The sequence below is a fragment of the Thiogranum longum genome (assembly GCF_004339085.1).
Taxonomy (GTDB): Bacteria; Pseudomonadota; Gammaproteobacteria; order DSM-19610; family DSM-19610; genus Thiogranum; species Thiogranum longum.
This window is the reverse complement of sequence record NZ_SMFX01000001.1, coordinates 1459081-1473824: the sequence shown is the minus strand read 5'-3', so window position 1 is coordinate 1473824 and position 14744 is coordinate 1459081. Positions and strand designations below refer to the sequence as shown.

At 51.9% G+C, this 14744-nt stretch carries 15 protein-coding genes; 8 read left to right on the top strand and 7 right to left on the bottom strand.

Translation table 11 applies throughout. The annotated features are described in order from the left end of the window. Window positions 1–38: 38 nt before the first annotated feature. Window positions 39–1733: a multicopper oxidase family protein gene (locus DFR30_RS07320; protein WP_132972032.1), complete on the bottom strand. Its 1695-nt coding sequence runs from the start codon at window positions 1731–1733 to the stop codon at window positions 39–41. Between the two features lie 455 nt (window positions 1734–2188). Here DFR30_RS07320 and DFR30_RS07315 point away from each other — a divergent pair, with 455 nt between their 5' ends. From DFR30_RS07315 to DFR30_RS07300, 4 genes are all read left to right on the top strand, one after another. Continuing rightward, entirely contained in the window at window positions 2189–2863 is a 675-nt protein-coding gene (locus DFR30_RS07315) for a Crp/Fnr family transcriptional regulator (protein WP_165869131.1), read from the top strand. Window positions 2864–3119: 256 nt separating this feature from the next. Then, window positions 3120–3824, top strand: coding sequence for a Crp/Fnr family transcriptional regulator (locus tag DFR30_RS07310; protein WP_132972030.1), 705 nt, complete (start codon window positions 3120–3122; stop codon window positions 3822–3824). 178 nt (window positions 3825–4002) lie between these two features. Next, window positions 4003–4206: a cold-shock protein gene (locus tag DFR30_RS07305; RefSeq protein ID WP_132972029.1), complete on the top strand. Its 204-nt coding sequence runs from the start codon at window positions 4003–4005 to the stop codon at window positions 4204–4206. A gap of 409 nt (window positions 4207–4615) precedes the next feature. After that, window positions 4616–4882: an EF-hand domain-containing protein gene (locus tag DFR30_RS07300; protein WP_132972028.1), complete on the top strand. Its 267-nt coding sequence runs from the start codon at window positions 4616–4618 to the stop codon at window positions 4880–4882. 39 nt (window positions 4883–4921) lie between these two features. Here the strand turns inward: DFR30_RS07300 and DFR30_RS07295 are convergent, their stop codons facing one another. Continuing rightward, window positions 4922–5875 carry a PDC sensor domain-containing protein gene (locus tag DFR30_RS07295; protein WP_132972027.1) on the bottom strand — a complete coding sequence of 318 codons (954 nt, stop codon included), beginning with the start codon at window positions 5873–5875 and terminating at the stop codon, window positions 4922–4924. Next, the gene (gene moaB, locus DFR30_RS07290) at window positions 5875–6396 is read right to left on the bottom strand and encodes a molybdenum cofactor biosynthesis protein B (RefSeq protein WP_132972026.1); all 522 of its coding nucleotides are present in this window, start codon (window positions 6394–6396) and stop codon (window positions 5875–5877) included. Before moaB ends, DFR30_RS07295 begins: the two co-directional genes overlap by 1 nt. 148 nt (window positions 6397–6544) lie before the next feature. Here moaB and DFR30_RS07285 point away from each other — a divergent pair, with 148 nt between their 5' ends. Then, on the top strand, window positions 6545–7468 hold the full coding sequence (locus tag DFR30_RS07285) for an ABC transporter ATP-binding protein (protein WP_132974411.1): 924 nt from the start codon (window positions 6545–6547) through the stop codon (window positions 7466–7468). Next, window positions 7465–8238, top strand: a complete 774-nt coding sequence (locus DFR30_RS07280; protein ID WP_132972025.1) for an ABC transporter permease — start codon at window positions 7465–7467, stop codon at window positions 8236–8238. Before DFR30_RS07285 ends, DFR30_RS07280 begins: the two co-directional genes overlap by 4 nt. Here DFR30_RS07280 and DFR30_RS07275 read toward each other — a convergent pair. The 3 genes from DFR30_RS07275 to DFR30_RS07265 all read right to left on the bottom strand — a co-directional run bounded on the left by DFR30_RS07275 (window position 8235) and on the right by DFR30_RS07265 (window position 10546). Then, entirely contained in the window at window positions 8235–8519 is a 285-nt protein-coding gene (locus DFR30_RS07275; protein WP_132972024.1) for a hypothetical protein, read from the bottom strand. The two genes, DFR30_RS07280 and DFR30_RS07275, sit on opposite strands and share 4 nt — an antisense overlap. 135 nt (window positions 8520–8654) lie before the next feature. Beyond that, complete coding sequence (gene rnd / locus DFR30_RS07270; protein ID WP_132972023.1) at window positions 8655–9848, bottom strand: ribonuclease D; 1194 nt, start codon at window positions 9846–9848, stop codon at window positions 8655–8657. 8 nt (window positions 9849–9856) lie between these two features. Next, entirely contained in the window at window positions 9857–10546 is a 690-nt protein-coding gene (locus tag DFR30_RS07265) for a hypothetical protein (protein WP_132972022.1), read from the bottom strand. Between the two features lie 354 nt (window positions 10547–10900). Between DFR30_RS07265 and DFR30_RS07260 the strand changes: the two genes are divergently transcribed. Beyond that, window positions 10901–12607, top strand: coding sequence for a putative Ig domain-containing protein (locus DFR30_RS07260; RefSeq protein WP_165869130.1), 1707 nt, complete (start codon window positions 10901–10903; stop codon window positions 12605–12607). 391 nt (window positions 12608–12998) lie between these two features. Beyond that, window positions 12999–13394 (top strand): fibronectin type III domain-containing protein, encoded by a 396-nt coding sequence (locus tag DFR30_RS07255; protein ID WP_132972020.1) that lies wholly within the window; start codon window positions 12999–13001, stop codon window positions 13392–13394. 13 nt (window positions 13395–13407) lie between these two features. On the opposite strand, the gene DFR30_RS07250 is transcribed toward DFR30_RS07255, so the two are convergent. Next, window positions 13408–14727, bottom strand: coding sequence for a porin family protein (locus tag DFR30_RS07250; protein ID WP_132972019.1), 1320 nt, complete (start codon window positions 14725–14727; stop codon window positions 13408–13410). Window positions 14728–14744: the final 17 nt, after the last annotated feature.

The window sequence follows — 14744 nt, the reverse complement described above, 5'->3', positions numbered from 1 at the left end:
AGCTCCGTTAATCTGATTCACTGGTGCCACGCATCGATTCAGTCGTCATCATCACCACCATTCGGGATAATGTCCCAACGCGCCATCATGGCATTGTCTTCGTGCACGTTGTTGTGACAGTGAATCGGATAGCGACCGAGGAAGTCGTCGAAACGATAGAACACGCGGGCGGAATCGCCAGGTCCAAGGGTTGCGACATCCTTACGCGAGCGGAGTACTCCGGTTGGCGGCCTGCCATTCCATTCCAGCACCTGGAATTCTTCAAAGTGTACGTGCACCGGGTGCGCCCATGAGGTGCCCGCATTACGGAATGTCCAGATTTCAGCCGTACCCTGCCGGGGTGCCGCAGAAACCTTGGTCGGATCCATGAATTCATGGTTGATGGTCCACAAGCCCATATCGTGATCAAATACCCACTCACGCTCAGCCACCACTTCGTTAAGGTTGACGTGAGGCAGCTTGCGCATGAAATCCGGGATGCGGCTGTTATCAGGTCCTTCCAGTGGCTTGATACGGAACTGCATGACCGGCATGCGATCCGGGCCTTCAAGACGCCGTCCGGTAGGGCCCTGGCCATTGACCTGCTCCATAATATTGAGCAGGTTGACAGATTGCCCGACGCTGTAACGCGAGAAATCGATAATGACATCATGGCGGTTTGCCGGGCCAAGCACGATGCTGGTGACACTGACCGGTTCCTCCAGCAAATTACCGTCGTTACAAATCACAAACATCTCCGATTCATCCGCCAGTCCCAGCTCATAGAAGCGTGAAGGACCACCATCGTAGATGCGGAAACGGTATTTGCGCGGTTCGACTTCAAGGTAAGGTGAAACCTTGCGGTTGACCGTGATCAGGTCACCCAGGTGGCCGTCTGTATCAAACACGTTATAGGCAGGATTACCAAACTGATCAAAACGCACATCGTGCAGGATGATGGAAACATCATACTTGCCGTACGTACCAGGCAAACGCAATGCATCCGGGTTGGGATCGTTTTCGTCTCCGGAATCAATATCATCATAGAAGGTCGCCATCGCTGACAGGCCCGCGTAGACGTTGGTGGCCGTAAAATCAAGCATGTGGTCGTGGTACCAGAGACTTGCCAGTGCTTCATTCGGGTCGTTTCGCGCATACATCATGGCATGGTGGTGGTCCCAGTACTCGCCGGGTCCGACAAAATCGCCTGGCCAGCCATCACTCTCTGACGCCGTATGCGCGTTGTGAAGGTGCAAGGTGGTATAGGGAAGACCAAAGGGAATCAAGGCATCTTCTGTCATTGGCAAATCGTTATAACGGCGAATGAAAACAGGCTCGCCGTAACGCGCTACCAGTGTCTCACCGGGTGTAGCGCCATTGAACATCCAGGCCAGGGAACCAAATCCGAGCGGGTTGAGTACCGACAGGTCTTCATGGTAATTCCATAAACCTTCCGTCATGCGCTGAACGTAATGCTTGACGGGCTGGAATTCATCATATCGCTGGTGACGATTCGGATCAGGTGGCGGCGACAATGTGGCCGGATCTACTTCCGACATGGCAGGCGTTATGTAAAGTGGTTCGTGATAGTGCCTAACCGGCGGACTGTCCGGCTCTGTCAGCGGACTGCGGATACCCTCCGGCCGGCAAAGTTGCGCCTGTGCCGCACGTGGTATGGCAGCTCCTCCAAAGATTGCCGGTGTACTGGCCACAGCCACTGCACCCGCCTTGAGTACGTCTCTTCTTTTTGCCATTTTTCCCTCCAGCTCCTCGAGATAAGATTCTCTGAGAGCAGCGATGGCGCAGATAAGGCTTATATCCAAACCGCTGTTACACGCGGCTCAGCCATCAACGCTACAGAGTACCCTCATACTTAGAGGGGAATCCTGCGACACTTTGCCACACCTGTATGTAACTCAGGGCACATTGGCATAAAACTTTTTTGAACTTCCTGTTACATACCCGGTCACAGCTGCGTAAGTGAGCTGGACAACCAAGGAACCTCTGATTAATCCGTCATTGCGAGGAGCAAAGCGACGAAGCAATCTCTAAGCGTCTGATTAGTATCGAACAGATTGCCACGCTTCGCCCATAGAATCCCTCCGGGCATCATTGACTGAGACCTTATCCTTACGGGTCAAGGCATCGCAATGACAGGAATTCTGAATTAATCAGAGCTTCCCTAAATTTCTTGCCGGAGAATATGTGCATGGCACCACCAGCCGATAACAGGCAGTTACTGTCGCTTCCACCTGTTGTGAAACTCATTGAAAATACACCTGTATCCGGGTACGACACTGGCGACATGTTGTTTAACAGCGGTGAACCCTGCGCTGGCCTGCCAGTCATCATCTCCGGAAATGCCAGAATCTACGCCTCCAGTGAAGCCGGACGACAAGTGACGCTCTATCGACTCAAGGCCGGTGAGATGTGCCCGATTTCCCTGTCTGCCGTACTGAAAAACAGCGTGTACCCTGCCACAGCGATAGCCGAAAGCCCGATGGAGGTTCATTTCGTGTCCGGCGATGCCCTCAAAACGACCCTTATTGAGACACCGGAAATATTCGGCGCTTTTCTCCACACCTTCGCCGACTGCCTGTATGAATCAGTTTGTACTGCAAACAAGCTTATGTTCGAGCCTCTTGATGTTCGCCTGGCCGGCCTGCTGCACGAAAAACTGGCAGACAACCCCGAGCAGTCCATTAATTTTACCCACGAAGACATAGCAAAAGAACTTGGCACTACGCGTGTTGTAGTAAGCCGCTTGCTGAAAAAACTGGAACACGCTGACTGTATTCGTATGCAGCGTAGAAAGATCACCTTGCAGGATGCTAACTCCCTCAGAAAACTGGCAAAAAACATGACCCAGGGCAACGCTGCCTGAAATACATCAGGTATCACTCGACCACATTTTTTTTACCCTCTATTCAAAGTTAAGTCGAATAAAAATCGCACCAGAAGCATCGCTATGCTGTACGCAGCAGTTTGAAGTTTTTTCAAGGCTATTTACTTCCATGTGGAATGAAGAGTGACTATATTGCGTCACGCTCTTTATAGAGCGACAATGCGAAAAGCGTGCAGGCATAGCTTTCCTGCACCATAAACATAAAAATCAATAAATAAAATTGGGAGGGAAGCCGATGCGCGAAACTGAGGGGTGCGCATTTCCAAACCGAAACAAACCTGCCACGCTGCAATGCGAACTCACCGGGTTTGCAGCCATTGATGGCGAGGTTTGGCGCGAAGCTCTGAGCGTTTCAGAAGTTATCAGCTGTCCGGCCGGCACAAAACTGGTTGAATGTGGCAGTTCTGCTGACAAGTTCGTTATTGTTTTGCAGGGCGTTGTCAAGGTCTATGAGGCCTGTGAAAATGGTCGCGAAATCAGCCTGTACCGCGTCTGTAGCGGACAGGTTTGTGTCCTGACGCTGACCCGTCTGTTACTACGCTCGAATCAATGTGCCCAGGCCGTGGCTGAACAGGACGTCCGCCTGCTGGCTATGCCCCCGGAATATTTCGAACGCTTGCTGGCTGAATCCAAAGGGTTCAGAAGCTACCTGATGACCTCCATGGCACACTGCATCACAGACGTGGTGCAACTGACTGCCCAGGTCAGTTTCCGGCACCTGGACCTTCGCCTTGTCCAGCTTATCCGTAAACTCTCCACCCAGGAACCAGACAGCAGAATCCGTTGCACGCATCAGACCATCGCCAACGAGTTGGGCACAACGCGTGAAGTTGTCAGTCGCCTGCTGAAAGAACTGGAGCGATCCGGGCATATCAAGCTAAGTCGCGGCAGCATCCAGGTACTGGATAGCGAGAAGCTGGAAGACCTCTGCCTGGGCTGAAAACGGCAATCCACCCGCGCCGCTGGCAAACAATCCTCGTGCCTGAGTAGCCGTAACTGCATCAGGTAGCAGGCAAATGTTGCCAGCGCTGGCTATTAGAGATTAAAATCAGCTACAGGTGTCGGTGTGATCCGACACTTGATGCTTTCGTTCACTGATTCAGCAGGGGTTATATGTAATGGCAACAGGCACAGTCAAGTGGTTTAACGAGTCAAAAGGCTTTGGTTTTATCGCACCTTCAGATGGCAGCGATGATGTTTTTGTTCACTTTTCATCGATCCAGGGTGATGGATTCAAGACACTGGCTGAGGGTCAGTCAGTCAACTTTGATACCGAACAGGGCCCCAAGGGACTCCAGGCAACAAACGTTACGCCCCAGTAATACTTTAATAATTACACTCCCCTGAAACCGGCGCAGATCGGTACCAAGCCAGCCAATCAAGAACAACTTTTGGCTACTGGCGGAGATTTGTCGCGCTGTTTTTTACCGCATTCCTGAAAAATCAGCACGTCATAATGACTTTAGTCTGCTTCCCTCAAACGTCCAGAATTCCCTCCCGATGCGTAGCCTGCAGGCAACACCCCGAATTGCGGTTTTTCAATAACTTGGGGAATTCCTTACCTGACCTGTCTGCGAATCACTACACTTTGCCGCAATAAAAAAGCATGAAACTACATGATGTAAGTTTAGTTATATATTGTATTTGATAAGTATTTTTATATTCCCAGCCAGGTGGCATACGGCTTGCTGTGTATCAGGGTGCAGTTAAACTCAAATGAGGAGAACGAACATGAAGAAACTGGTTATCATTACGGCCATGGGCCTGAGCACACCCTTCCTGGCCCAGGCCGATAACGCAGCTCTGCTGAGTAGCGAAGCCGGAACACCCGCATTCGAAACTGTCGATGCCGACAAGGACGGCATGATCAGTCGTCAGGAAGCCAGTGCATTTTCTGCCCTGGAAGTAACGTTCGACAAGGCAGACAGCAACAAGGATGGCGCGCTGGATGCCGGTGAATTATCCCGTTCCCGTCAGGCGGCAGACGAAAACAAGTAAACCCGGCAATAACGTACCAGCCCGGGTAGTCCGGGCTGGTTACGCTTTCTGGCCAAACCAGAAATCCGCATCCTTTTCCAGAAAGTCGTAGTACGGCATATAGTGTGACCCGTCACACGAGAAGGTCAGACTGATCAAGCCGTTGAAAATGTTGATCGACGCCGCACGCAGGTAGATCGTGTCATCGGCGAAACGCAGTGCCTTGAGTCCTCTTAATATCGAACCAATTTTGTCTGCCGGAATTTCTGCATCTTGCGGGTATGCGCGGCGCGGGTAAGCCAGGCAAACATCAGGGTCAGACAGCGCATCACTCTGCAAGATCCGGTAGCGATACGGGTCATCGACCACCCACACCGTCACCCGGCTGCTGGAGAAGTGCAAGACCCCCTGAAACATACCCCGCTCCACGATCAACTCTTCCAGAATCGAAATAGCCTGATCGATATGGGTGTCGAATGTACTGTCAATGCGTGTCTGCTGAAATACCGTACCCCGAATGGCCGGGTCACCCTTGATCTGCTGCCACTCCCCGATTTCCTTATACAGACCCCCTTCAGTCGGCAGATTACGCAGGTCAAAATCTGCCCCCAGGTAACCAACCGGCTCGCCATCACGATACAGGGTTTGCAAGGCCGTAATGGACGGGCGGTGGGCCGACAGGGAGATATAGGCGTCTGATAGCATGAAATCCTGTTCTGGATCGGCCTCCTTCATGTAAGGCCGTGGTGAACGATCGCGACCGAAGTGCTCCGGCATACGACCCGCACTTCCAATATTATCGGACAACTGCATACCATTGAGGTCGACAACGTAGAGATAGGTGCAGTTCGGGATCGTTTCGAACAGGGTCAGTAAAGTCTGGCTCAGCGCTTCCCTGTCCGGAAAAACTTTCTGACACTCTGCAGCAACACGCCGCAATGGATTGACCAGCAACTCGAACAGCGACGAGCGCTGTTTGCGGATACTCTCCTTCCATGACGAAACATCGGTCATCAGATTTCCAGCAAGCGGGGGATCAGTTCAACAAAATTGCAGGGACGGGTACGATAATCCAGCTGCGGCTCTATCAGCTTGTCCCAGGCCGTGCGGCAGGCACCACTCGAGCCCGGCACACAGAAAATCAGCGTGCCGTTGGCAACTCCGCCAAGCGCACGGGACTGAATGGTAGAGGTCTGGATCTCCTCCCAGGAAATCATGCGGAAAATCTCGCCGAAACCATCGAGCTTTTTATCGAGCAAAACTTCAATGGCTTCCGGAGTACCATCACGACCGGTAATGCCGGTGCCACCGGTTGAGATCACAACATCCACTCCGGGGTCTGCTATCCAGCCGGATACGGTGGCACGCAACTGGTAGCGGTCATCCGGCACGATGCGTTTATCCGCCAGTTGATGCCCGGCTGATACGAGTCGTTCTCCCAGTGTTTTTCCGGACGTGTCATTATCCTCGGTGCGTGAATCAGACACGGTAAGCACCGCGATATTAAGGGGCTTGAATTCACGTTTATCAGACATTGTCTCTCCGGTATCTGGATGGGCGTTCACTAATATTCTAATGAAACTCCAGGTAATTACCATGTACTTGTCATTACGACGGCATGCCTTGCACCGGAATCTCTGTGGTAGACTGCCGATCGACAAACCAGGCAGTCTGAATAACACCATGTCTCATGCATTAACCATCGAAAACCTGAAAAAAATCTATGAAAACCGGTTCGAGGCGCTGAAAGGCGTCAGCCTCAGTGTGGAAGAAGGCGATTTTTTTGCCCTGCTGGGTGCCAACGGCGCCGGCAAGTCCACGCTGATCGGTATTATCACGTCGCTGGTGACCAAGACAGCGGGACATGTGGAAATCTTTGGTCACGATATCGACAAGGACTTTTCGGCGGCAAAACGACTGATCGGGCTGGTGCCGCAGGAATTCAACTTCAACGTGTTCGAACCCGTCGAGGAGATCCTCGTTAACCAGGCCGGGTATTTCGGTATCCCGCGCAAGACCGGCTTCGAGCGCGCGGAACAGTACTTGTCCCAGCTCGGCTTGTGGGACAAGCGCCGCTGCCAGGCGCGAGAATTGTCCGGCGGCATGAAACGTCGCCTGATGATTGCCCGCGCGCTGGTACACCGGCCCAGATTGCTGATCCTCGACGAGCCTACGGCTGGCGTGGATATCGAAATTCGCCGCTCCATGTGGGTATTCCTGCGTGAGCTTAACAAGAATGGTACGACCATCATCCTGACGACCCATTACCTGGAAGAAGCGGAAAGTCTGTGCCGGAATATCGCCATTATTGACGAAGGAAAACTGGTCGAGCAGTCCAGCATGAAAAACCTGCTCTCCCAGTTACAGATGGAGACCTTTATCCTCGACCTGAAGTCGCCGATCGAGGCGTTACCGGAGTCCTTGCCGGACTGCCTGCGCCGGATAGACAGCACCACGCTTGAAGTCGATATCACACACAACGAAAGTATCAATTACCTGTTTGCAGAACTGTCACGGCATAACATCGAAGTCCTGAGTATGCGCAACAAGACCAACCGCCTGGAACAGTTGTTCATGCATATCGTGACCCAGGATTCGGCTGCATGACCCTGAAAGAAAAATATATCGGCTTCGAGACAATCCTGATCAAGGAAATCCTGCGCTTTGCGCGCATCTGGCTTCAGACGATTGTGCCCCCGGTGATTACCATGTCGCTCTATTTCATTATATTCGGCAATCTTATCGGCTCGCAAATCGGCGATATGGACGGGTTTCGTTACATGGATTATATCGTCCCCGGCCTTATCATGATGGCTGTGATCAATAACTCCTATGCCAACGTGGTGTCGTCTTTCTACGGTTGCAAGTTTCACCACCATATCGAGGAAATGCTGGTCTCACCGCTACCGAACTCACTCATCATCGCAGGCTTTGTTACCGGAGGTGTTGCGCGTGGACTGGCAGTCGGACTGGCGGTGACACTGGTTTCGATGCTGTTTACCGACCTGAGCTGGCACAATCTTGCCGTTGTCATATCAACGGTTGTACTGACCTCTACGGTGTTTGCACTGGCAGGCCTGATCAACGGTATATTTGCCAAAAGTTTTGATGATATCTCGATCATCCCGACCTTTGTTCTCACTCCTCTCACCTACCTCGGCGGTGTGTTCTACACCATCAGCATGCTTCCGGAGTTCTGGCAGAATGTATCGAAGCTGAACCCGATCCTGTACATGGTCAATACATTTCGCTATGGCTTTCTGGGCATATCAGACATCAGTCTGACCGTGTCCTACACCATTATCAGCATCTTCATCGTGGCACTGTTCAGCCTTGCGCTGTACCTGATGAACACCGGTTACGGCATTCGTCGCTAATCCTTCATCCAGCCTTCAAGGGCCTCGATGATGGCGCGTGCCTGATCCGGGCTGGAGATATTGAACTTGGACTTCTGCTGGTACTGGCCATTGCGCTTCTGGTAGCGGCGGATGGTGTACTTGTCCTTGCTGTATTCTTCCTTGCGACGATCCCAGTCCTGGTAACGGTAAATAATGGTAGACCAGGCACCCTTGGTCAGTACCTTTTTATCCAGTTCCTTTACCGTTACGAGTCCGTCTTCTTCGTACTGGACTGTCAGTTCATCTATTTCAGAGGACACGCTGTTTCTCCTGTATTTTTCAATTCGGCCGGTTAATTGTTACGTACTTGTCATTGCGAGCGTAGCGCGGCAATCTGTTTGGGCCTGGCACTAAACTGCGGGAGATTGCCGCGCTACGCTCGCAATGACGATACATCAGGGGTTCCCTTCGTCATTATCAGCCACCTTCTCAATAACAACATGCCGGTTGCGCACAGAGACTAGCCGCTGACCATCGCGTAGTGCAAGCAGTTCTTCGCCGGCGATCTCTCGACGCCAGCCACTCAGTAACGGCGTCTTTTCGTCACGGATCAGCGCCAACAAATTTTTCCGGCCGGCGATCAGGGTGCTGTTGATTCCGTGCTTGTCTGCCAGCAGCCGCAATTGCGCATGCAGTACGTCGGTCAGGGCCTCTTCCTGCGCACTGGCACGCTCACGGCGCCCACGGGCTTCCAGGGGCTGTAGAGGCTGGTCGGCAGCCAGTGCGACCTGCTCGATCAATTGCTGGCCATAGCGGCTTACCGATTTGGGTGGCATACCCCGAATAGTGGACAATTCATCGACCTTCTGCGGGGCCAGCCGTGCAATATCGATCAAAATCTCATCCTTGATAACCCAGTTGCGAGGTAAATCTTTTTCCTGGGCCGTTTGCTCGCGCCAGGTGGCCAGTTGCTGGACAACCGACAACGCCCTGGGACGAAGCTTCTCGAGACCACGGATACGTTTCCACGCATCGGGCGGATCGATCTGATAGCGCTCCAGTTGCTCGTAGGGTGAAAATTCCGCATCCAGCCAGGCCAGCCGCCCTTGTTCAGCGAGGCGAGCCCTGACCAGCGGGTAGGCTTCTGCCAGATAGCGAACATCGTCAGCAGCATACTCGAGCTGCCCACCGGACAAGGGGCGCCGTGACCAGTCGGCACGGGCATGCGCCTTTTCCAGCGAGACGCCCAGCACTTCTTTAATGAAATTACCGTAACCAATCTGCTCGGCAAACCCCAGCAAGGGCGAAGCCAGCTGGGTATCGAATATCGGTGTTGGTACTTTCCCGGCGAGGTTGGCAAATATTTCCTGGTCCTGGGAGCAGGCGTGTAACACCTTGGTAATCGAAGTATCGAACATCAAATCGTACAGAGGTTCCAGTGACTCCAGCGCCAACGGGTCGATACAGGCGCAGCGGCCAGGTACGCCAACCTGTACCAGGCACAACTTCGGGTAGTAGGTTTTTTCTCGTATGAACTCGGTATCCAGCGCCAGCCATTCACATCCTTTGAGCGCAGTACAGAACTCCCTCAACGCCTCCGGCGTATCAATATATTCCATCACCGGATGACTACGTTCGCCGTCGTTCATCACGTCGCTCAATTGACCGGCAGCTTTTCGCGCAAGGCATCGCGATCAAACCACCAGCTGTCGCCCACCAGCACATCAACGATCAGTGCCAGGCGTTTAAAAAGTTCAGGTACATCATTCAGCTTGTACATCTCGATCCAGGTATTCAGTGTCTCCTGGTCTTCGATACCACGCTGACGTTTGGCGACACGCGCAATCATTTGTGTAGTGAGAAAGCCCAGGCTTTTCTTTTCTTCGCCTTCGGTGCGCAGGTCGACAATATAGTGCGCCGCCATCGCGGCCACCGCTGCGCCGTCCGAGTCAACCGGCGTTTCATCAATGACATGGTCCAGCAAGGCGACCGTGGACTGCGCTCTGACCGGATAGGTCACTGCCAGCCAGATACCCTGGCCCAGCGCACTGATTGAGTCCTTGTGTTCACACTGATACAGAATATCTGCCGTTTCTACCGCGTCCTGCCACTGTTCATAATCCACAAACACACTGAAAGCCTCGCGCGCATGTTGCCAGGCCTCATCGCCCTGCCCAAGCCCCAGCAAGGGCTCGGCGACATCCAGTAGCGCACGGGCGCGGTCAACGGGGATGGTGTCATCCGGCATTGTTCTCAGGTGTTTTCTGGCCTTGGCCAGAACCTTCCGAATTTCCTCAACCGACTCGCTTGGGTCAATTGCCTGCAGGGTCGTGTTATCAAGCTTCATTGAATTGTTGCCACTCAATCATTCCGAAAAGCGGCATTGTATCAGACTTCCCGTTTTACACAGTTACCGTGAGTGCGCCGCGACAAGGTGGGGAAACGCTGACGGGTTCTTCTCTCGTTATTCCGATTATCTCTCGTCATTCGCAGGAATGACGGGTTGATCACACATCTATAACGCATTGTTTTATATTTCATTTATCCGATCCAGCAAAGACATTGTCTAAATCGTGAACCGGTTCGCACCCGGGGTGCGACCGCCAACACGAAGAAATTCTCCCGTATTTCCGATGATTCATCTCAAGCAACGGACCTGATTTCCGGTTCGTTCATGACAGCAGTTTTCAGAGGTAGAATCATGCTCCAGCGTATTATTCCGGTCACACTAAAAGCCCTGTTGGCAATCATTTTGGCATCCCAGCTGTTTGCTTGTGGGGGTGGCAGTGTTAATGAAGATATTTCACAGGTTGTCCCGGAAGCTGTCATCAGCGGCAGTGTAGGTGACGGTCCGATTGTAGGTGCGACGCTGAATATTTATGACAACAGCGGAAAACTGATTCAGACCGAAACAAGCGACAACAGCGCCAGATATTCAGCTCGCATCAAGGCCAAGGGCAATGCCTACCCACTCACCATAGAAGTGACAGACGGTATCGATCTGGTGACGGGTCGGGCCCCCGACTTCAAGCTTGTTTCAGTCGTTGCTTACCCTTCGGAAAAATGGGTGAATATTAACCCCTACACCACCCTGATTGTTGAAGCTGCACGTTCAATGTCTGGCGGGTTGAATGAACAAAACATAACCACCGTTAAAGCTGCTGTTGTTGACCAGCTTAACTTTGGACTGGATCCATCTCTCGTTGCAGACCCTTTCAGGACAGAAATTACTGACAACAATATCGCCAATATCATCAAGGCCAGTGAAGCGCTGGGTGAAATGATCCGGCGTGCTCGAGATAACTTGATGGCAACCGGAACTGTCAATAATGCGGATGATGTTGTCATGGCAATCGCTGATGATATGTCCGACGGCACGTTGGACGGTCTGGGTGGTAATCGTGCCAGTAGCCGGATAACTGCAGTTGCAATTATTACTTCAGCCCAGGTGCTGATTGAGTCCCTGACTAACAGTCTCAGAGTTGACGGAGCCAGCGCAACGGACAAGCTGGATGCTTCCATCCTCACCACGCGACCAACATCAGTAAACATGACGTCAGATGTAACCCTTAATCCGGGAATGCTGCAACAGACACGAGCAACTATTGCTGCAGCACGGATACTCGCCCCCGGCATCGAACTGACCACAGTTGCTGACATGCTTGACCTCGTTCAGGCCGGTAGTCTGCCATCTGACGTTGACCAGATATTGCCTGTCAATAGCAGACAGTACCTGGATCAGGCCATTGCATTAACAACCTCAGCTACAGATGAACAGCTGGTTAGCGTTAATGATGCCATGGGCAGTGACCCCGCTGGCAGTAGTGATGGGACGACCGGTAGCCCACCGGCCATCAATGCAGTACCGGTTATCTCCGGAACTGCGACTTCATCGATTGATGCCGGCGCATTCTACCGCTTCCAGCCTTCGGCCAGCGATCCGGAGGGTGGCATACTGACGTTCAGTATTGTAAACCGTCCAGTCTGGGCCAGCTTCAACACCAGCACAGGACGTCTGACAGGTACGCCTGGAAGTACCGATGCCGGAAGATATAACGACATCATAATTTCGGTGACGGATGGCACTGCGGCAGCATCTTTGCCTGCATTCAGTATTTCGGTCAACAGTGTTACACCGACACTGGGATCAGTCTCGTTGAACTGGGCCGCGCCCGTTAGCCGCGAAGACGGGAATGCCCTGGCGGTCGGTGAAATTGCGGGATACACCCTCTACTACGGCACTGCGCCGGGCGATTACCCGAATTCAGTCGATATCAGTGATGCCAGCACCACATCAGCCACTGTCACTGGCTTGCCCCTAGGTACATATTATTTCGTACTTACCACCACGGACATCAGCGGGCTGGAAAGTGGCTACTCCAGCGTAGCAACCCGGACAATTCAATAGCTTCAGGGTTATGCCGGGAAGTCAGCGTGTCTCTAACCTCACGTTTTCATTATGAATTAAGGCTCATCTGATTTGAGTTCGACATAGCTCTCGATTTACAGGCAGGCAAAGCAGGGCCCACTTTTGTACCCGCCTTAGCAATTTGTCGGGTAAACGCAACAGGATTATAGAACGACAAGACAATAACTTATGTGATGCCACGGCTATTCTGTCGTCGATCGACGACGATGGCTGTATTTATCAGCCGGCAAAGCCCGTTGGCGTCCAGGCTAAGCTATTGTAATTATTTATAATAATGAAGAATTATACGTCATGGCACGGTGGTTGCTTTGTATTCCAGTTATATGAATTTTGAACCCGTTGTGTAGCACTTTCCAGAGGTAACGTATTTGTGATTAACCGGTCAGGCAGTATATTTCTTGCATTATTTTTTATGTTTCTAAGTGCGTGTGGCGGTGGTGGCAGCTCCACAAATACAGGCAGTAATACGAGTACAGGCACAGTTGCACCACAGAGTTCGGGCGCAATAAATCTGACATGGACAGCACCGGCGTCACGCAGCGATGGCAGCGCCCTGGCTTTAAGTGAAATTTCCGGCTACACCATTTATTTTGGCAGTTCAGTTGGTGACTATCCTTATTCTGTCGCGATAGAGGATCCCTCGACAACACAAATCGACATCACCGATTTACCGGTAGGTACGTATTACCTGGTTATGACCACCACGGATTCGAACGGGCAGGAAAGTGGTTACTCAAACGTAGCAGTCAAAGAGGTTGCCTCATAAAACTCAGCCTGAGTCAGAAACTTCCAGACCGTTTTTTCCGTGCAACCTCACCATACCCGTAAACCAGATTTACCAGCCCGTTAAATTCGCTGAACTCCTGGACACTATCAGTACTGTCCTTGTTCTGGTACTGAAGCTTGAATAGCGCGTAGAGTTCGCGTGATATTTGATAGCCAATCTCGCCGCCAACAACATACTGCTTGTCCGTACGGTTCTGCTCTGTTCGTTCGGTTCGCTTATAGCCTCCGAACAAGCCGGACGAAACCAGTCGCCGCATTTGATAGTTGAATTTAAAGCCCAGGTTCAGTACCTCCTGATCCTGAGGGGTTTCCTTATAGTCAAGGTCGCGTAACTCGACCCAAAGTTTTGATTTCAGAGTCGCGCCCTTTCTTAACAGGACAGCCCTTAGAATATTATTTCTGAACACGTCGCTGGATATCTGCACGTTATTTATATCGCCATGCTCCGGGGTTATTGCTGAATCCAGCGCAGTGAAACTGTGGTCAGTCAGATCGGAAGCAAGATACACACTGGCTTCAGATCGACCGCCCAGACCAAGTGCCCAGTCCAGACTCCCGGTAGGCGCGCTCCGGTCCTCCAGTTTATCTCTGTCAAACTTGGTAAAGCCCAGATTCAGCTTGTATTTTGTTCGTGCAAGCCGCCCGGAAACAATTGCGTGTATGTTTTTGGCCAGAAAATTCGGATTATTGTCTTCATCTTCGAAATCGGTTTTGCTGATTACCCCACCAAAGCCGACCTGGTTTACTGCAGATGTATCGTAAAGCCAGTCAATAGACAGCGAATATTGCTGGTTATCTATATCGGAGCGTTCAAAATAGAAATCACTGAATTCAGGATTGATAACCAGCTTCTGCACCTTTGATACAGGAACAGTGAGATCGGGACTGACGTTGAAAATATTGACATCCTCGATATTGTTGGGCGTGGACCTGTCAATCGTATTACTCAGCCGCTGGGTAAAGAAGTCCCGCAGCCGCACGTTCAGACGATCCCGGATCATTTCCCAGCCAGCTGTTGCGTTCAGATCGAAGTAGTACTGGTCATCAAATGTATTATCCGTGTAGTTTTCATAGGTCAGGGAGGTGGTTCCCCTGAAATCCAGCGGTCCACTCTTTTGATCCAGACTGGCCCCGACATAACCAAGCGCAATCAAGTCATCATTTTCATTATTTGCTGTCAGTCCGGCATTGTCGGTGTACTGCAGACCAACACCGACTCCTGGTTCAAACAGGGCCAAGGCTACCGGAATATGCAACAACGTGCCCGCAAACAGAAACAGGCCTGGCAATTTCAGCTTTAATTGATACCTCATTGGCTTACTCCAATCTC